The sequence below is a fragment of the Serratia sp. TSA_105.2 genome, assembly GCF_052692115.1.
In genome coordinates, this window is sequence record NZ_JBQZFT010000013.1 from 12,180 (window position 1) to 29,940 (window position 17,761).

Annotated in this window: 14 protein-coding genes; 10 read left to right on the forward strand and 4 right to left on the reverse strand. The window is 58.8% G+C overall.

Going from position 1 to position 17,761, the window contains the following annotated elements; all coding sequences use genetic code 11:
- The 10 genes from ACUTSC_RS22945 to ACUTSC_RS22990 all read left to right on the forward strand — a co-directional run bounded on the left by ACUTSC_RS22945 (position 1) and on the right by ACUTSC_RS22990 (position 11,868).
- On the forward strand, positions 1–1,035 hold the full coding sequence (locus ACUTSC_RS22945; RefSeq protein WP_445653559.1) for an efflux RND transporter periplasmic adaptor subunit: 1,035 nt from the start codon (positions 1–3) through the stop codon (positions 1,033–1,035).
- Complete coding sequence (locus tag ACUTSC_RS22950; protein ID WP_197768703.1) at positions 1,028–1,738, forward strand: ATP-binding cassette domain-containing protein; 711 nt, start codon at positions 1,028–1,030, stop codon at positions 1,736–1,738. The genes ACUTSC_RS22945 and ACUTSC_RS22950 overlap by 8 nt, the downstream gene beginning before the upstream one ends.
- Positions 1,739–1,797: 59 nt before the next feature.
- Positions 1,798–2,892, forward strand: a complete 1,095-nt coding sequence (locus ACUTSC_RS22955; protein WP_443003566.1) for an ABC transporter permease — start codon at positions 1,798–1,800, stop codon at positions 2,890–2,892.
- On the forward strand, positions 2,889–4,058 hold the full coding sequence (locus tag ACUTSC_RS22960) for an ABC transporter permease (protein ID WP_197768705.1): 1,170 nt from the start codon (positions 2,889–2,891) through the stop codon (positions 4,056–4,058). The genes ACUTSC_RS22955 and ACUTSC_RS22960 overlap by 4 nt, the downstream gene beginning before the upstream one ends.
- Before the next feature lie 354 nt (positions 4,059–4,412).
- Complete coding sequence (locus tag ACUTSC_RS22965) at positions 4,413–8,390, forward strand: non-ribosomal peptide synthetase (RefSeq protein ID WP_197768706.1); 3,978 nt, start codon at positions 4,413–4,415, stop codon at positions 8,388–8,390.
- Positions 8,391–8,410: 20 nt separating this feature from the next.
- A complete protein-coding gene (locus ACUTSC_RS22970; RefSeq protein WP_445653560.1) occupies positions 8,411–9,976 on the forward strand; it encodes an MchC protein in 1,566 nt (521 codons plus the stop codon).
- Complete coding sequence (locus ACUTSC_RS22975) at positions 9,973–10,407, forward strand: toxin-activating lysine-acyltransferase (RefSeq protein WP_033644038.1); 435 nt, start codon at positions 9,973–9,975, stop codon at positions 10,405–10,407. Before ACUTSC_RS22970 ends, ACUTSC_RS22975 begins: the two co-directional genes overlap by 4 nt.
- Before the next feature lie 45 nt (positions 10,408–10,452).
- Positions 10,453–10,791, forward strand: a complete 339-nt coding sequence (locus ACUTSC_RS22980; protein ID WP_197768708.1) for a hypothetical protein — start codon at positions 10,453–10,455, stop codon at positions 10,789–10,791.
- Between the two features lie 106 nt (positions 10,792–10,897).
- Positions 10,898–11,449 carry a spermidine N1-acetyltransferase gene (speG, locus tag ACUTSC_RS22985; protein WP_004941631.1) on the forward strand — a complete coding sequence of 184 codons (552 nt, stop codon included), beginning with the start codon at positions 10,898–10,900 and terminating at the stop codon, positions 11,447–11,449.
- A gap of 203 nt (positions 11,450–11,652) precedes the next feature.
- Positions 11,653–11,868: a hypothetical protein gene (locus ACUTSC_RS22990; RefSeq protein WP_135638483.1), complete on the forward strand. Its 216-nt coding sequence runs from the start codon at positions 11,653–11,655 to the stop codon at positions 11,866–11,868.
- A gap of 29 nt (positions 11,869–11,897) precedes the next feature.
- Here ACUTSC_RS22990 and ACUTSC_RS22995 read toward each other — a convergent pair whose 3' ends face one another.
- The 4 genes from ACUTSC_RS22995 to ACUTSC_RS23010 form a co-directional block, all read right to left on the reverse strand.
- Entirely contained in the window at positions 11,898–12,719 is an 822-nt protein-coding gene (locus ACUTSC_RS22995) for a hypothetical protein (RefSeq protein WP_197768709.1), read from the reverse strand.
- A 228-nt stretch (positions 12,720–12,947) separates the two neighbouring features.
- Complete coding sequence (gene pstB / locus ACUTSC_RS23000) at positions 12,948–13,760, reverse strand: phosphate ABC transporter ATP-binding protein PstB (protein WP_197773964.1); 813 nt, start codon at positions 13,758–13,760, stop codon at positions 12,948–12,950.
- Positions 13,761–13,788: 28 nt separating this feature from the next.
- Positions 13,789–15,438, reverse strand: coding sequence for a phosphate ABC transporter permease PstA (gene pstA / locus ACUTSC_RS23005; RefSeq protein ID WP_197768711.1), 1,650 nt, complete (start codon positions 15,436–15,438; stop codon positions 13,789–13,791).
- Positions 15,435–17,606 (reverse strand): ABC transporter permease subunit, encoded by a 2,172-nt coding sequence (locus tag ACUTSC_RS23010; protein WP_197768712.1) that lies wholly within the window; start codon positions 17,604–17,606, stop codon positions 15,435–15,437. The genes pstA and ACUTSC_RS23010 overlap by 4 nt, the downstream gene beginning before the upstream one ends.
- Between the last annotated feature and the right edge of the window lie 155 nt (positions 17,607–17,761).

A 17,761-nucleotide genomic window follows, 5' to 3' on the forward strand; every position in this document is an offset into this window, starting at 1 on the left:
ATGCGTTCCCCATCTTCAGAGGCACCGCGCAACACCGCCCGCCAGCAGGCGCTGCACCTGCTGAACTTGCCTCATACTCCGCCGCGCGGGCGGCCATGGCGCAAAGCGGCGCTCGTCGGAGCGATTGCGCTGGCGTTAGCCGTAGGTCTCGTTGCCGGCAGGGCATGGTTTACCCAGCCAGCAGCGGCCGAGCGCGCCAGCGCCGCCGAGCCTCAGGCCAACACCGCAGCACCTGTCGCGCCAGTGGCCCCCGCGGCGGCCGCGCCTGCAATCACGGCCGCAGGATTCATCAAGGCCTCGCGCCTCTCCACCGTTTCGGCAGAGATTACGGGAACGGTGCAAGAGATTTATGTGCAACGCGGGGACAAGGTAAAAAAAGGCGAGCGATTGGCATCACTCGATGGGCGTTCGCTAAGAGCGCAGCTTGCATCGCTCCAGGCCAGCCAGCAAATCGCGGCGGGCAAACTCGCGCAGACGGAGTCCCGCCTGCCGCGCGCGCGCAATCAGCTGCATCGATTGAACCGTTTGTTGCCGCTCAACTATGTGAGCCAGGATGATGTCGACAGTGCCAAAGCGGAGTTGGATTCGTTCGAGGCGCAGCGCCGCCAATATCAGGCAGAATTACAACAAGTGGGCTGGCAGATAAAAGCCAGTGAAATCGACCTGTTGCGCACGATTATCCGCGCGCCCTTCGACGGTCAGGTGGTGTCGTTAGACGCCTCTCCGGGGGAAACGGTTTCGCCCATTTCCGCCGGCGGCGGTTTCACCCGCACCGGGATTGCCACCATTGTCGGTATGGATGACTTTGATGCCGAAGTTTGGCTGCCCGAAAGCCAGCTGGCGAAAGTCGCGCCCCAACAACGAGTGACAATCAAGCCGGATGGCCTCCCCGATCGACAGCTCTCAGGCACCGTCAGCCTTATATCTTCGGTGGTGGATGAGCAACGCGCGGCGGTTTTAGTCATTATCAAGCTCGCTCAGCAACAGCCCTGGCTGAAACATAATATGTCAATTCAGGTAGATTTTTATGAATAAAACGGCAACCGCGCCGAGCGATCCGGTCGTGCAACTGCAACAGGCCGGCAAAGACTATAAAAAAGGGCGCGAGCACATCACGGTATTGCACGATCTTGATTTTAACCTGCGCGGCGGCGAGATGGTCAGCATCATGGGGCCATCCGGCTCAGGGAAATCGACGCTGCTCAATCTGATCTCCGGCGTCAATGTCTGCGATCGGGGCGAGGTATTTTTGCAAGGGCACCCGCTGCATCGGCTGCGGCCTGAAGAACGCACCTCGCTGCGAGCCCGCCATATTGGCTTCGTCTTTCAGTTTTATAACCTGTTGCCCGTGCTCAGCGCCGAAGAGAATGTCGCCCTCCCCCTGCACCTTTGGCATATGGATGCCAAACAGCGCCGGCAACGCGTCGACGCCGCGCTGGAGCTGGTTCAGATGGAACACCGGCGCCGCCACTTGCCGGATGAACTCTCCGGAGGAGAGCGCCAGCGCGTGGCCATTGCGCGTGCGATAGCCACTAATCCGGATCTGCTGCTGTGCGATGAGCCTACCGGCGATCTCAGCCAGGAGGCGGGGGAGGAAATTATGGATATTATGACGCTACTGAGCCGGGAGCAGGGCAAGGCTATCATCGTCGTGACGCATGATATTCAGGTCGCCGCGCGGGCACAGCGTCAACTCCAACTCAGGGACGGCAAGCTGATCCGTAGGGATATGCCATGAGAGTCGTGTTTTACCTCTGGTTGTGGCGCTCCGCCACTGAGCAGTCGAGAAGATTTATCATGATCTTGCTGTTTATCGCCAGCGGCGTCATGTTGCTGCAGCTCATGCTGACCTTTGATCGCGCCTTCAGCTTAAAGGCAAACGATCCGCCCGGCGCAGACAACCGGCTACTGGTGCTGAATGCCCTCAGTTCTCAGATGCTGCTGCCGCAGTTTTATCATCAGAAAATGAGTCAACTGCCGGCGTTGGAACGGCTGAGCTGGGGAGTTTGGGTCGGTGCGTACTATCGCCACCCCGGATGGTTCGTGCCCGCTATCGCGGTAGAAGACCAACACTACTTCGCCATGATCCCCTCTTTAAAAATAGCGCCGGGCTTACTGGAGCGTTGGCAGAATGATCGACAAGGCGTGCTGGTCGACAGCCGTTTTGCGGCGCAATATCGCTTAAAAGCGGGCGATCGGCTGCCGCTTTCATCCGCGATTTGGAAGCTCGCGCCTAACCCCATTCTCGATCTTTACATTACCGGCATCGTTGAAGAAACCCAAACCGACACCCCTCCCGCGGTCTGGATGCATTATGACTACCTCGACAGCGTGAGACAAAATGGCAAGCGGCTGGTGAGTTTTTTCATGGCGACCCCTAAACCCGGCATGTCTGCCGAGAACCTCTCCCGGCAGATTGATGCCCTGTTTGGCGCGGAGCGGTTGCGCGGTACCACGCAGACAGCCCCCGTACGCATGCATATAAAATTGTTTATGAGTAAATTGTTCGATTTCCATCGCGTGATTTTTTGGGTCAATCTGGCGCTGTGCCTGTTATTGGCGCTGCTGCTCAGCACCAACTTCTATGTCATGACGCATAAAGCCTTGAGCGACTACCGCACACTTAATTATCTGGGTTTTCGCAAGTCACAGTTGATTAAAGCGGTTGCCGTGCAACTCGGCTCCATCACCTTGGCGGGCGCCATTGTGGGCATGGCGTTGTCGGTTATTTTTATTCTGCTGTTGCCGACGCTGTTCCCCGCCGTATTAAACGGCGTTGAGCCGCATTTCCAGGATTATGCCATCGGTCTCCTGCTGGTCTTTATTTTATCCCTGGTCTGCGCATTGCCCTCCCTCGTGCAAATCGTTCGCCTGCAGGAGGAGAGAAAATGAACCCGCGCTCATCCTCGAAAATCCACCAGCTCAGGATCTTGCTGGGCATTGGATTACGCAACCTGTGGCGGCGGCCGCTTTATTTCACCGCGATTCTATCCAGCTTCATTTTTCTCGCGGTCATTGTGACATCGTTATTTTCACTGCGCGCAGGGCTGATCGGCGCGCTGGAGTCGAGTGCGGAACCCGGCCTGTATTTTGCGCAAAGCAAAGACTCCTCTTCCGAACTGACCAGCACGATAACGCGAACGCAGGCGGCGCAACTTTCGCGCTTGCCCGGCCTTGTTGCGGCTTCGCCGGAGTGGGTTGTCCTGGTGCGGCTCCGCCCAGACAACGTGGAGAAAGAGTATCTGGTGCGCGGCGTGACGCCGGCGGCATTCACGCTGATGAACGCGAACAACGGGCAACCGCTGGTCACCCTCACCCGCGGCAGAGCATTTCAGCCGGGGCAAAATGAGCTCGTCGTCGGCGCGTCATTGGCGCGGCATTATCCGGCGTTCCACGTGGGCGAGACCATACGCCTGCACGACCGCGATTGGAAAATCGTCGGTGAATTTACCACCGGCGGTTCGCCGCGGCAGTCCGAGTTCATGGCCGATCTGGAACATATCCGCACCAGCTGGGGCGCGGGACTGGATTACAACCTGGTGGCATTGACCAGCAATGCCGCCTCTGTCGAGCAACTGCAACAAGCCACCCAGGGGACGCTCAATGACCGAGTCGCCATTAGCGACAGCCGAACCTACTATGCCGGCAGCAGCGAAGGGTTGGGCCAGGTGCTGCTGTGGTTCGGCCTGTTATTTTCATTGCTGGCGGGGGTGTCGGTGACTGCGGGCATCATCGCGCTGTGTGAATCGCTCATCGCCAACCAACAAGACCAGCTGGCAATAACGCTGTTGCTGGGATTCGGCAGGGTTATTGATGTGTCTTATCTCTGCCAAACCCTCTTGCTGGGCCTGGCAGGCTCTTCCATTGGCGCCTTGTTGAGCATGCTGCTGTTCAACGGCATCACGTTCACCACGTTTGGCCACGCGCATGAGCTGGTGTTCCCCATGATGGTCAGCGGAAAAATGCAGATGATCAGTATCGCTTATGGCGTATTCATCAGCTTTATCGCCTCACTGTTTGTGCTGCCGGCCATTCGCGCAGCGACAAAGGGAAAATAATGCCGGGCGCAACAGAGAGCCGGCGAAAAGCAAGCCGCGCGTCGCCGCCGGGATGCGGCCCAATAGCGATTAAAAAATGATAGCTACTTAATTTATTGCGGTATGCCCGGCGAAACGCGGCAGAAGATTTTGCGATGACCTTGGCGATAAGGGTAAGGCAATCGCCTCGCCGGTCATTGTCGCCAACGAAGAACGCAGGGCATTCATTGAATGAAATCGCGCAAGGTGAAAAACCCAAAGCACTGAATATCAATTACACAGAGATATTGACTTGATTTTGCATGCCAAAAGAAAAATGGAAAGCCTGGTAACAAGGCACTTGAGTACCATTCCAGAACAGGAGCCAGAGAAAAAATGAATGATTCATCCCTTAATAATACCCCTCTGGCGGACACCCAGCAGGGCGTATGGTACGCATCGCAAGCGAGCCACTCTTCCAAACTCTATGCGACGGCGCAAGCCCTGCGCCTGCACGGTGAAATTAATCGGACATTATTGCTCAACGCCATCGAACTGGCTCTGCAGGATATTGAGGTGCTCAACCACCGTTTCCTCGATATCGATGGCACCCCGTCTTTCGGCATCCGCCAGCCTGCTGGCCACGTGACCGTCTGCGATCTCAGCCATCACGCAGACCCGGAGGCGCTCGCCTGGCGCGCAATGGAACAAATAACGCAACGGGAACAGGGGCCGGAGAATTTACATCTTCATGAACATCAGCTGTATGTTTTGAATGAACGCGAAGCGATATGGTTTTCCCGAATACACCATATCGCTTTCGACGCCTACGCCTATTCCCTGCTCCACCGCCGTGCGGGGGAGCATTACCGGGCGCTGTTGCAAGGAACGCCGCCTCTCCCCAGCCACTTTGTCAAACTGACCACGCTCTGCCAGGACGACGTCCTCTACAGGCAGAGCGCGCAATATGCGGACGATCACCGCTACTGGATGCAGCGCTGCGCGCAGTTGCCTGCGCCGACCTTTCTGGGTGCGCCGGCGCAAGCCATGGCCGAGCACACGTTGGAAGTCGAGACCGTTATCGATACCGAGCTGGCGCTAGCCCTGGGCAACTTCTACCAAAGCAGCGGGATCGCGTTATCCGACATCTTGCTCAGCGCGTTCGCCAGCTATTTCTCCCGCTGTCAGTCGGGCGAGCGGCAACTGTTGTTCGGCCTGCCCTGCATGGGGCGGCTTGATACTTATGGCGCCCAGGCGGCGGTCACACGCAGCAATATCCTGCCGCTTCTGCTGGATTTGCCGCAACACGCGCACTTTCGCGACGTTTGCGCCGCCGTCGCCCGCAGCCGGCGCGAGCTGCTCGCGCACCAGCGCTACCGCGGAGAATGGATCGGCCGAGCCATCGGCAGGGTCGGCGATACTCTGCCCCTTTACGGCATCGAACTGAACATCTTGCCTCCGCCTGCGACGCTCGATTTTGCGGAGCTAAGCGCCACGGTCAAACATGTCGCCACCGGCCCCGTACGCGATCTTAACCTCCACCTGGAACTGGGTACGGACCTGCAACCGCGCCGCCTGCGTCTTATCGCCAATGCCGCGCGCCATCATCACGCAGAGTTGCAATTGCATGTGCAGCGGCTGTTGCATTGGATCATGCAGTTGGTTGCGGCGCCGACCCTTCCGCTGCAACAACTGACGCTGGCGGCACCGGCGGAACTGGCGTTAATCGCGCAATGGAACGACACCGCCCAGCCGTTACCCGCCAACACGATCCTCGGCCTGTTCCTCAAACAGGTTCAAGCCACGCCGCATCAGCTAGCCGTGCTCGACGAAAACGAACGGCTGAGCTATTCGGCGTTGGAACTGCGCTCTCGGCGGTGCGCACATGCCCTTGAGCGCCATCTGCAAGGCGCTCGCGGCCAGGTGATCGCCGTCACACTTGAACGCAGCGTAGCCTTAGAAGTGGTTCTGCTGGCCATTATGCGTGCCGGCGCCACGCTATTGCCGCTGTCGCCCGAACTGCCGACGCTGCGACAGCAAAAGATGCTCGAGCAGGCCAATGCGAGGTTGCTGATAGCCGATCGCGCCGATGACGACAGGTTGCCGGACAGCGTTCCCCGACTCGATCTCGCCGCGCTGTACTCACTTGCCGCCCATCAGGGCGACGCGGCATTGCCGCTCGTCACGCGGCAAAGCGGCGCAGATCCGGCTTATATTCTGTTCACCTCCGGTTCCAGCGGCGACCCCAAAGGGGTGATCGTGAGCCATCTTGCCCTGGCCAATCGCCTGCAATGGATGCAGGCCGAATATCCTCTTGGAACGCAGGATCGCGTGCTGCAGAAAACGCCGACCACCTTTGATGTGTCGATTTGGGAGTTTTTCTGGCCGCTGATCGGGGGCGCAACCTTGGTGATGGCGCGGCCCGGCGGCCATACCGATCCGGCGTATCTGCTGAATTGCATCGTGCAGCATCGCATCACAACGCTGCACTTTGTTCCATCGATGCTGGCGCTGTTTCTCGACGCCGTCGAACGCAGGCCCGAACCGCTGCCGCTGCTCAGGGTATTCGCCAGCGGGGAAGCCTTGTCGCCGGAGCTGGCCCAACGGCACCGTGCATTGCTGACGGCGCCTTTGCATAATCTTTACGGCCCGACGGAGGCCGCCATCGATGTCACTTACCACGCGCTGGGCTGCAGCGACGAGAAGCGCAGCGTGCCTATCGGGCGCCCCATTTGGAATACGCGCATCCACGTGCTGGATCCCTTCGGCAATACCACCCCCATCGGCATCGAAGGGGAATTGCACATTGAGGGCATTTGTCTCGCTGACGGCTATGCGGGCCAACCCGAGCTGACGGCAGAACGGTTTTTCGCCACGGCGGACGGCAAAAGGCTTTACCGCACGGGAGACCTGGCGCGCTGGCGCACGAATGGCGAAATAGACTATTTGGGGCGGCTGGATCACCAGATAAAAATACACGGGCAGCGTATTGAGCTGGAGGAAATTGACGCGGTTCTCAATCGACACCCGCAGGTGCTCCAGTCCTGCGCCAACATGCATGACGGGCGCATTGTCGCCTATGTCGTGGCCAGCGGCGCCGAGGCCGATGAAAAAGCCTTACTGGCGCTCTGCCGGGAATATCTCCCTGCCTACATGCTGCCGCAGTGCCTGGTGTTTCTCCCCGAACTGCCGCTCAGCCGCAATGGCAAACTGGATAGAAAAGCGCTGCCCGCTCCGCAAAGCCCGCAATCACAGGGCGGCAGCATCCCCTCCTCCCTGACGGAGCAACGGCTGTGCGAATATTTTGCCGATGCGCTGCGCCTGCCTGCCGTAGCACCTGAAGCCAACTTCTTCGAACTGGGAGGCAACTCGCTGAGCGCCGTTGATGTCGCCGCCCGTATTAACGCCGGCCTGGGTTGGCAAATTACCATCGCCAGCATCTTTGCCCATCCTTCAGCCCGGGCGCTGGCCGAACAAGGCCAGCACTCAGCGCCGGATATGCTCGATGCCACACTGCTGCTGCGCCCTGGCGCCGGCGCTTCGCGAAACGCGCTGCCGACGCTGTTTTGCATCCACCCGGCCGGCGGCATCGCCTGGTGTTACAGCGGCCTGGCGCGTTTTCTCAAAACACCGTGTGAAATCGTCGGCTTGCAAGCTCAAGGCCTGACGCGGGGCAGCAATATCACCCGAACGATGGATGAAATGGCCGCAGAATATGCCAGGCGCATACGCACCCATCAGCCCGAGGGGCCTTACTGGATCATCGGGTGGTCGGTTGGCGGCATGATCGCCCACAATGTCGCCATCCACCTGGAGCAACAAGATCAGCAGGTCGAATTGCTGGCGATGATGGATGCCTATCCCAGCGATCTGTGGCGACGCTTCGCTTTTGAAACGCTCAATGGCGAAGAGGAGGAGAGCCTGGCGCTGGCCGCCCTGTTGTTCATTGCGGGCATCGCCTTGCCCTTCGATCAAGAATTGCCTTCGCTGGTCGTGCCGAAAGGCGAGATCCTGCAACGTGCGGAAACAATTGCCCTGTTGCGAAAACACGGCAGCGCCCTAGCCAGTCTGGATGACGGCACGCTCGACCGCTTGATTGACGTGGTGATCAATAGCCGCCGCCTGGTCGGCCAGTCGGAACACGGCCACTTCTACGGTAATTTGCTGTTCTTCACGGCAGCGGCGCCGCGCGCAGAAGACTGGTTAGATTTGGAGGCCTGGCGCCCCTATGTACATGGACGAATACAAAATATCGACATCGACTGCGATCACCCGGCGATGGCCAGGGCGGAAGCATTGCGCGACATCGCCGGGCATCTGGACGCCGCTTTCGCACGTTTCGCGCAGCGCGCGTCCGTATCAGAACTGAACTAAACCATAGAGTACATCACCCAATGAGCGATTCTTTTTTACTTAAGGACCTGGCGGAAAATTTAGTGCCTTTCACGGCACACCGGGTTGCGTCCTCTCTCATTTGGTCCGCCGAAGAAAAGGCAGACGACGAAGCGCTGCACGCCGCGTGCAGCTATCTAGTCACTCCCGATACGCCAGGCGCCGCCAAAGTTTTCCACGCGGAACGTTACGGCGGCGGCGGTATTCAACGTAACGGCGGCGGTGCCCGCTGCGGTTTTGATGGCCGTTACCAGGTGAAAGGAATCGGCGCTAATCCGCTGGTCGGGCAAGGTTCGGATTGGTATCACTCCAATGGCGAACTGCGCGCCGAACAGGCGATCTATGAAGCCCTATGGAGCGAAATGCTGGCGCAGACGTTGCCTTATGGCGCCGCGCGCACCCACGCGATTTTGCTCACCGACAGCTATACCCATGGGGATTTCGCCCGCACAAAGGGCCGCTCTCGCCGCGCCCTTCTGGTTCGCGAACCCCTGGTCCGCCCGGCGCATTTTGAACGAACGCCCTACTTCCGGCCCAAAGCGGAATATGCCGGGCAGCTCATGCATGACGTTCAACGGATTAAATCCGTGCTTCGCCGCCTGCCGGACTATTTGCCGGTCCCCACCGCAGGCTTCAACGAGCAGGCCGCTCGCGATCCGCGGCGCCGCTGCCTTGAGGGGATATATGAGCTCACCAAACGTCTGGCTCGGCAAATGGCGTTTTGCCGCACCCGCTTCCTGATGTTGACCACCTCATCCTCCAACATCACCATGGACGGCAGGGTATTGGATTTTAACGGGCTAACCTGTTTATTCCCCAGCGATCATCGTTACGATTTCGAATACCAGCTCAAGTTCGCACAATTGATGAGGGAACCGGCAATCATTCAGAACAGCCTATCCGAGCTGTGCTTCTACCTTGGGAAGTACCTGTTTGATCGGCCTTTCATTGCCATCGCCCAGCAGCAGGTAAAAACCTATTTCTGGCATTTTTTTCAGCAGGCCTGTTACCGCGGCTATTTGACGCTACTGGGCATTCCCGTCGACCTGCTCTCACCGACTGAGACGCCAAAACCCTTAGAGAGGCTGGCAAACAGTTTCCTGCAGTTGCTTATCCACCGTTGCCGAAAGCTCTATGTCTCAGCGGAAATGGCTGCAGACGAATCGCCGCTGGAACGTTTGGTCGTGACCTTGATTCGCTGCAGCCAAGGGCACCCCGTCCCCGCGCATGACGATTTCTCACGGGATGCACGTTTTATGGACACCCTGCGCGCTTTCTCTCAGGTCAATCATTGGTTGGTCGAAACCTGCCGCGCCCAGGGAATCGATGCCATCGTTATTCAGAAAGGCATGGCACAACAGGCTCGCCTCAGGCTGCGGCCCCGCCCCCAGTGCGGGAAAATACAGATGCTCAACGAAATCACGGCTCTGGTGGAGGCCAATGGTGATGACGACCAACGCTTGCGGCAACTGTTAACCGACATGCGGATAAAGGCGGTGGCCTTCGCCAAAGAAACCTTTGGCGGGCAGCCGCTTGTCATACCCTCCAGGAGAAATGAACCAGCATGACGCTCTATATTCGAGAAACCGCCGGCGGCCAAGATCAATGGTCAGACTATGAGCAGCTTGGTTTTGCCGTGAGCTGCATGTTACATCACCGAAATTACAGCCTTCATCCGATAAAAAGCGTTCAAGAGCGCTTGATATTTGCCATACAGCACGGGCAGATCAAGTTTCTTTTTGACACCAATGACCAACCGCTGGCCTATGTTCTCTGGGCCTGTCTGACGGAGGACACCGAAACGCAATTGCAACGCGATCCGGGGTTCCCACTTCACCCTTCCGAATGGAATGAGGGAGACAGGATATGGCTGCTCGATTTCTGTTGCAGGCCCGGCTTCGCGCCGCAGGCAATCAAGCGCTTCAACAAGCTCAAACCCTGGGGAGAGGGCCAGGTGCGCTGGCAGAACAGAAAGAGAAAGGTAATGACGCTGGCCTGATCCGCACGGCCAGCTCCTTAAATAAAACGAATGGAGAGCCCTTCGATGGACGGATTTGTACTCATGGCGATCAAACGAATCGCGGTAGAAACGGCATTTTTCTGTGAAGGCCCCTATGACAGCGATAACGGATTTGAGCGTCTGATGGTCTGTAAAACCCGCAGCGACTTGAACAGCAGCGCGTTTGGCGATGTCTTCCTGCATCCGTTTCTTCGCGGCAAAAGCGTGGACGAAATAAAAAGCGTTGTCCTAAATTCGGCAATTCAATTGATTGTTGCGATTAAGAAAGTATCGGCGGAAATCGCCGAACAAATCTTATTGCACACCCCATCGCCACCAGAGGCCAAAAGCGTCGCCAGGCCAGCTAATACCTGCACCGTCTGAAGTCTGAACCTAGTCTAAACGGTGCCCACGCGGCGCCGTTTTTTTTCGCCTTCATCCATTCTGTGAAGTTATACTTTGCACAATTTCACGGCACAGAGGAGCCCACATGTCCAGCACTGCCAGCGTCAGGTTACGCCCATTGGAACGGGACGATCTGTCGTTCGTCCACCAGATGGACAACAACGCCAGCGTCATGCGCTATTGGTTTGAAGAACCCTACGAAGCCTTTGTCGAGCTTTCCGATCTCTACGACAAACACATCCACGATCAGAGCGAGCGCCGCTTTATCATTGAGCACGAAGGTGCCAAGGTCGGCCTGGTGGAGCTGGTGGAGATCGATCACATCCACCGCCGCGCTGAGTTCCAGATCATCATCGATCCCGCCCACCAGGGCAAAGGCTATGCCAGCACCGCCGCCCGCCTGGCGATGGACTACGGTTTCTCGGTGCTGAACCTGTACAAGCTGTACCTGATCGTCGATAAGGAGAACCCGAAGGCGATCCACATCTACAGCAAGCTGGGCTTCAACGTGGAAGGCGAGCTGATCGACGAGTTCTTCGTCAACGGCGAATACCGCACCGTGCTGCGCATGTGCATCTTCCAGCCGCAATACCTGGCGAAGTTCAAAACGCCCAATGATAAGCCGCTGGTGAAGTGACGCTTAGCGAGAAAAAAGTGAAAACCCGCGCAGGCGGGTTTTTTATTGGAAAATAAGCGACTAGTATTAATGGATGCTATTTTATCGTCAAGAAATAGCCTGATGAATGCGTAAATAAATAATATTCAGCAGAGATAATTAATCGAATAATAATTCATGTTGATAGTAAGAGTTGCCCTCTGCCTCTACAAAGGAAAAATGCCATGACAACCGTCTCAAACCTGCTGCTTTTTATCGGCCTGGCGATGCTCGCCATCGCCGCCGGTCTGAATACCTATAGCGGCTACGCGCCTGCAGATCCCAATAGCACCCCGCTGTTTTCCCCGCTCTGGTGGACGCGCTGGTTCCCGCTCTATGCCTCGGGCGCTGCGTTGTTGCTGGTGGGGTTGGTACTGCGACTCGCCGATAAAACGCGTTAAGAGCCATGTGATGGTATGGCGCTTAGAGGTTAATTATCTTTCTTGCCCAGCCTACGCATCAGCCATCCACGCAGTGGCTTTTCGGTCGGTGACAAATCGGCAGCGGTCTCCAAAGCGATATCCGGTACGTTTTCCTGCGCCGCAACATTGCGCGCATGCTGACAATGCGCCTGATACTCCGCTTCGGTTTGATACAGGTGGGGCTGCCACTTCAGCCAGAAAGCCTTAGCATGCCGCAGGGACTCCCATTCATTAATCGACCAGGCCACGACGAAAATCGCCATCATCAGATAGGCAAAGAAGAAGAATACTCCCCACAAGGGGCTGTTATCTGTCGCGCTGGCTCCGCTTTCCGCCAATGGAAACACGGTGATGTAGAATCCCCAAGTGATAGCCAACGCGCTAATGATTAGGAACACAAACAGCGAAACACGCTGGTGTAGTAGCCGGCAGCCATCCAAGGAAAAAACGTCGTTTTTGTTCGAAGTGAGGGAGGTGCGGCGCAAGAAACAGTTCAGCGCAAGATCGCTCAATGCCACTGGCGCACGGCCCAGATAATCTACCAGTTGGTGCGCCACCCAGACCGGTAAACGGATGCCGATACTTTCATAAAGTGCTTTGGTTCGCAGCGGCACCATTCCGTTCTGCGGCCCATCCCGCAACCCCTGAATGCGTGACAGAACAGACTGACGTTTAACATCGCTGACTCGGTCAAACTGGTTATTGCGGCGACTGTCGTAATTCTTTGACCAGCGTGAATACCACCATTTTACCACTGAAATAAAAACAGGAAATAATAACGTTAGCGTGGGAATAACAATATCTTTGATATAATTCGTATCAATAGTCATGCATATATGTCCTTATATATAAATTGCAGATCATTTATTAGGAATAATATAGTGAATAATTAATGATTGGATAAAGCAAACTCACAGACTGTGAGATTTATGCCAAAAATGTAATCTATATCGTCTTAATGCGTCTGTAAATCCAGATGGAATAAAAAGTCATAGACACGGCATAACAACGCCGGCATATCGATGCGACGGAGAACAAAAACCTCCGTCGCTCATCCCTCACCCATACCGCCCGGTAATATAATCCTCGGTGCGGCGCTGGCGTGGCGAGGTGAAAATCGCGTCGGTGTCGTTGTATTCCACCATCCGCCCCTGATGAATAAAGGCAGTGTAGTCGGAGACGCGCGCCGCCTGCTGCATGTTGTGCGTCACCAGCACCACGCTGTAACGCTGTTTCAGCGCGGAAATCAGCTCTTCGATGGTCAGCGTGGAGATCGGATCCAGCGCCGAGGTCGGCTCGTCGAGCAGCAATACCTCCGGCTCGATGGCAATGGCGCGCGCGATCACCAGGCGCTGCTGCTGGCCGCTGGACAAGCGGAACGCATTTTCGCGCAGCCGATCCTTCACCTCATGCCACAGCGCGGCGGCGCGCAGCGAACGCTCCACCGCTTCATCCAGCAAACGCCGGTCGCGCACGCCCTGCAGCCGCAGACCGTACACCACGTTTTCATAGATCGATTTCGGGAACGGGTTCGGCCGCTGGAACACCATGCCCACCCGCCGCCGCAGCGCCGCCACGTCGATCTGCGCGCCGGAGATCGGCGCGCCGTTCAGCTGCAGCTCGCCCTCGATGCGGCAGTTGTCCACCAGATCGTTCATGCGGTTGAAACAGCGCAGCAGCGTCGATTTGCCGCAGCCCGAAGGGCCGATCAGGGCCGTCACCCGGTGCTTCGGAATGCGCAGCGAAATATCGTGCAACACCTGTTTGTCGCCATAAAACAGGTTCAGGCCGTTGACCGCCAGCGCGGTCTGTTCATCGTCGAGATGCTGGACATCCAGCCGGGGCAAACTGCCTGGCGTCATCAAACCCATTACGCACTCCCCAAAAATAGCGTCATTGTTACTGCGACCATGCTCGGTACCGCTCCCTCAACGAATGGCGGATACCCATCGCCGCCAGATTCAAACTCACCACGATCGTCACCAGCAGGAAGGCGGTGGCGAACACCAGCGGCCGCGCCGCCTCTACGCTCGGGCTCTGGAATGCCATATCATAGATCTGGAAGCTTAAATGCATAAACTTCCGCTCCAGGTGCAGATACGGGAAAATCTCGTCCACCGGCAGCACCGGCACCGATTTCACTACCCCCACCAGCATCAGCGGCGCGGTCTCCCCGGCGGCGCGCGCCACCGCCAGAATCAGGCCGGTCATCATCGCCGGCGCCGCCATCGGCAGCACGATGCGCCACAGCGTCTCGGCCCGGCTGGCGCCCAGCGCCATCGAGCCCTGCCGCAGCGAGGTGGGAATGCGCGACAGCCCTTCCTCGGTGGCGACGATCACCACCGGCAGCGTCAGCAGCGCCAGCGTCAGCGCCGCCCACAGCACGCCGGGCGTGCCGAAGGTCGGGTTGGGCAAGGATTCAGGATAGAACAGCTGGTCGAGCGTGCCGCCTATCATATAAACGAAAAAGCCGAGGCCGAAGACGCCATAGACGATCGAGGGCACGCCGGCCAGATTGACCACCGCAATGCGGATCACTCGCGTCAGCAGATTGTTGCCGGCATACTCGTGCAGATACACCGCCGCGATCACGCCAAACGGCATCACCACGATCGACATCAGGATCACCATCAACACCGTGCCGAAAATGGCCGGGAACACCCCGCCTTCGGTATTCGCTTCGCGCGGGCTGTCGGTGAGGAACTTCTTCACCTGCTCGCCCCAGTGCGCCAGCTTCTCGCTGGTGTTCATGGCGTTCGGGTACCAGGCATCGCGCACCTGGCTGAGCGGAATGGTCAACGTCTGGCCGTGCATGTCGCGCAGCAGCAGCGCATCGCGCTGGCGATCGCGGTTCAGCCCCGCCAGGCGTTCGGACAGCAGCTGGTATTGCCGCTGCAACTCCAGCCGCTCGGCTTTGATAGCGTCCTGCGCGCGCGCGTCTAGCTTATCGTCGCGCTGCAGGCGTTTTTCCCGCAGCCGCAGCGCGTCAAACTGCTGATTGATGCGCGCCATATCGCGGAATTGAATGTCGTGCGCCTGGCGCGAGAGCGCGGCGATTTGCGGCAGCCGCTGCTGCAACGCCTGCCCGAGATTGCGGCCGGTCAGCGGTTGCCCATCCTCCAGCAGCCCCGCCAGATAGCCGTAGGCGGTACCGTGGCTGTCGCGCTCCAGCACCAGCAGGCCGCGCGGCGTGCTTTGGCTGCGGATGTCGCTGACCAGCAGCGTGCGGAAGTCCTGCCCCTCGCGCTCGCGGTTACCGACCTTGATCAGATAGCGTTCGACGCTTTGCCCCTCGCCCGGCGGCGTCACGCCCGCTTCCGTCAGCTGGCGGCGCGAAATGCTTTGCTGCTGGTACAGCTCGCCGATTACCGTCACCGGCCCGGCGCCGTTCTGATTCAACTCAAACTGATAAACCGGGCTCGGCCAGAAATAGCGCATCCCTTGCCCGGCCAGCAGCAACAGAATGCCGATCAGCGCCAACAGGCTGACGGCCACCGAACCGGCGGTCAGCCAAATCCACGGCGAGCCGCTCTTCACCCAGTTCTTCATGGCGCCTCCTGATTCGGCGTGTAGCGCTTGCGCAGCCGCAGGCGCACCGCCTCCGCCAGCGTGTTGAACACGAAGGTGAAGACAAACAGCACCAGCGCGGTCAGAAACAGCACGCGGTAATGGCTGCTGCCGGAGACCGCCTCCGGCATCTCGATGGCGATATTGGCCGCCAACGCCCGCAGCCCCTGGAACAGGCTGCCGTCGATAATCGGCGTATTGCCGGTGGCCATCAGCACGATCATGGTTTCCCCCACCGCGCGGCCAAAGCCGATCATCAGCGCGGAGAAAATGCCAGCGCTGGCGGAAGGCAGCACCACCTTGATCACCGTCTGCCATTGGGTGGCGCCCAGCGCCAAAGAGCCCTGGCTCAGGGTGGCCGGCACGCTGAACAGCGCATCCTCCGCCAGCGAGAAGATGATCGGCACCAGCGCGAAGCCCATCGCCACGCCCACCACCAGCGCATTGCGCTGGTCGTAATTATCCCCCAGCCAGAAATGCAGCGGCTCACCGAACAGCGCCACCTCCAGCCGCGGCCCCAGGCTGAGCGCCAGCCACACCGTCAACGCCAGCAGCGGCAGCAGCAACAACAGATCGACGCCCGGCCGGCAACGCGGCATAAAGCGATGGGTCAACGCGCCGCACAGCAGCACCGCCGCCGCCAGCAGCAGCGGCAACGCCAGCACCGCCAACAGATACTGCTCGATGATCGGCGCCAGCCAAATGCCGGCCACCAGCCCGATCACCACCGTCGGCAGCGCGCCCATCACTTCGATAGCCGGTTTGATCACCCGCCGCAACCCCGGCGTCATAAAGTAAGCGGTGTAAATGGCGCCGGCCAGCGCCAGGGGAATGGCGAACAGCATCGCGTAAGCCGCCGCCTTGAAGGTGCCGAAGATCACCGGCATTAAACTGAATTTGGGTTGGTAGCTGTCTTCGCCGGAGGTGGACTGCCAAACATAGGCCGGCTGCGGGTAGTTCTCATACCACACCTTGCCCCACAGTGAACGCCAGGTAACGTCCGGATACGGGTTGTCGAGCGCATAGCGCTGCCAGCCCTGTGCGCTCTCCAGCAGCAGGCCATCGCCGCGCGGCGCGAACGCCATCTGTTGCACCTCGGCGCCCAAACGGGTATTCAGCAGCGGCTGCGGTTGAATGGTAGAGAACAGCGAGAAGCCGCCATCGGGCCGCAGGGTGGCGAACACCCGGCGATAGGGCTCAGCCACCGTCAGCTCCTGCCCATCGGCGCCGTGGTCGAAATGCTGCACCGGCGTCAGGCGCCAGCGCTGCTCTTTTTCTACTTCGAACCACTCGCGCAGATTGCCGTCGACGCCTTTGATCAACAGCGCGCTGCCGCCGGGCAGCGCCGTCATCTGATACGGGGCATGTTCGCCAAGGGTACGCGTTTCACGCAGGTGCAGCTGCGCGCCGTCGATCTGATAACGCGCCAGCCGGTTGTCGGTCAGCAGGTAAAGCTGTCGGCCATCCGGCGTCAGCACCAGCTGTTCTGCATCCTGTTCCAGCGGCCGCTCGCTGAACTGCGGCAACCGGTCAGGGCTGAAACGGCCGAACACCAGCCGCCGATCGTCGGTCACCCCAGCCAGCAAATACTGCCCGCGATGCGCATCCGCCAGCGACAGCAGTTTCAGCGGCTTGCGCTGCGGATCCAGCGCCAAAGGCTGCTGCCCGAGCGGGAACAGCCACTGCGGCCGGCCGTTTTCCGCCGTCGCGAAATCCGCACGCGCCACCACCAACCGGCCTTCGGCCTGCGCCAGCGCAAACAGATCGCGCTCTCCGGCGGCCTGCGCGAGCAGCGCCGGCTTGGCCAGCAGCGTCTGCTGCACCAGCGGCGTCTGGGCCTGGCCGTTCGGTGCCGGCGTCAGGCGATAAAATTGCCCCGCGCCCTGCGCGTCGATGCGATAACCCACGCGCTGCTGCACGTCCATACCCAGCGCCAGCGCCGGGGCCGACGCCGCGATCGGCAACGGCTGCGCCTGCCCAAGCGAGGCCGGTTTGAACAGCGGCAGCACGGCAAACAGCAAATAGACGAAGATCAGCATCAACGTCATCAGCACCATCAGCCCGCTGGCGGTTACTGCCGCCTGCACGCCGCGGTCGATGCGCCCGCGCAGGCGATCTCGGGGATGTTGGTTTGCTGTCGTCTGTGTCATGTGTTTCGCTGTCGCTGATGTAATCGGACTTGCGCCGTAAGATAACCGGGCATCTTATGTCAGTTTTATGACGTTTGCATGACAAAGTTACCCGCCATAACCCAGGTTTTTACACTGCAAACAGACAATATGGCGTGGGTATATTGCTGAAAAAT

What these genes read in the sequence shown, in the direction of transcription:
- ACUTSC_RS22995 (WP_197768709.1), bottom strand. Translation starts at nt 12,719, where the DNA reads ATGACTATTGATACGAATTATATCAAAGATATTGTTATTCCCACGCTA.
- ACUTSC_RS22980 (WP_197768708.1), top strand. Translation starts at nt 10,453, where the DNA reads ATGGACGGATTTGTACTCATGGCGATCAAACGAATCGCGGTAGAAACG.
- ACUTSC_RS22950 (WP_197768703.1), top strand. Translation starts at nt 1,028, where the DNA reads ATGAATAAAACGGCAACCGCGCCGAGCGATCCGGTCGTGCAACTGCAA.
- speG (WP_004941631.1), top strand. Translation starts at nt 10,898, where the DNA reads ATGTCCAGCACTGCCAGCGTCAGGTTACGCCCATTGGAACGGGACGAT.
- ACUTSC_RS22945 (WP_445653559.1), top strand. Translation starts at nt 1, where the DNA reads ATGCGTTCCCCATCTTCAGAGGCACCGCGCAACACCGCCCGCCAGCAG.
- ACUTSC_RS22960 (WP_197768705.1), top strand. Translation starts at nt 2,889, where the DNA reads ATGAACCCGCGCTCATCCTCGAAAATCCACCAGCTCAGGATCTTGCTG.
- pstA (WP_197768711.1), bottom strand. Translation starts at nt 15,438, where the DNA reads ATGAAGAACTGGGTGAAGAGCGGCTCGCCGTGGATTTGGCTGACCGCC.
- ACUTSC_RS22990 (WP_135638483.1), top strand. Translation starts at nt 11,653, where the DNA reads ATGACAACCGTCTCAAACCTGCTGCTTTTTATCGGCCTGGCGATGCTC.
- pstB (WP_197773964.1), bottom strand. Translation starts at nt 13,760, where the DNA reads ATGGGTTTGATGACGCCAGGCAGTTTGCCCCGGCTGGATGTCCAGCAT.
- ACUTSC_RS22970 (WP_445653560.1), top strand. Translation starts at nt 8,411, where the DNA reads ATGAGCGATTCTTTTTTACTTAAGGACCTGGCGGAAAATTTAGTGCCT.
- ACUTSC_RS22965 (WP_197768706.1), top strand. Translation starts at nt 4,413, where the DNA reads ATGAATGATTCATCCCTTAATAATACCCCTCTGGCGGACACCCAGCAG.
- ACUTSC_RS23010 (WP_197768712.1), bottom strand. Translation starts at nt 17,606, where the DNA reads ATGACACAGACGACAGCAAACCAACATCCCCGAGATCGCCTGCGCGGG.
- ACUTSC_RS22955 (WP_443003566.1), top strand. Translation starts at nt 1,798, where the DNA reads ATGATCTTGCTGTTTATCGCCAGCGGCGTCATGTTGCTGCAGCTCATG.
- ACUTSC_RS22975 (WP_033644038.1), top strand. Translation starts at nt 9,973, where the DNA reads ATGACGCTCTATATTCGAGAAACCGCCGGCGGCCAAGATCAATGGTCA.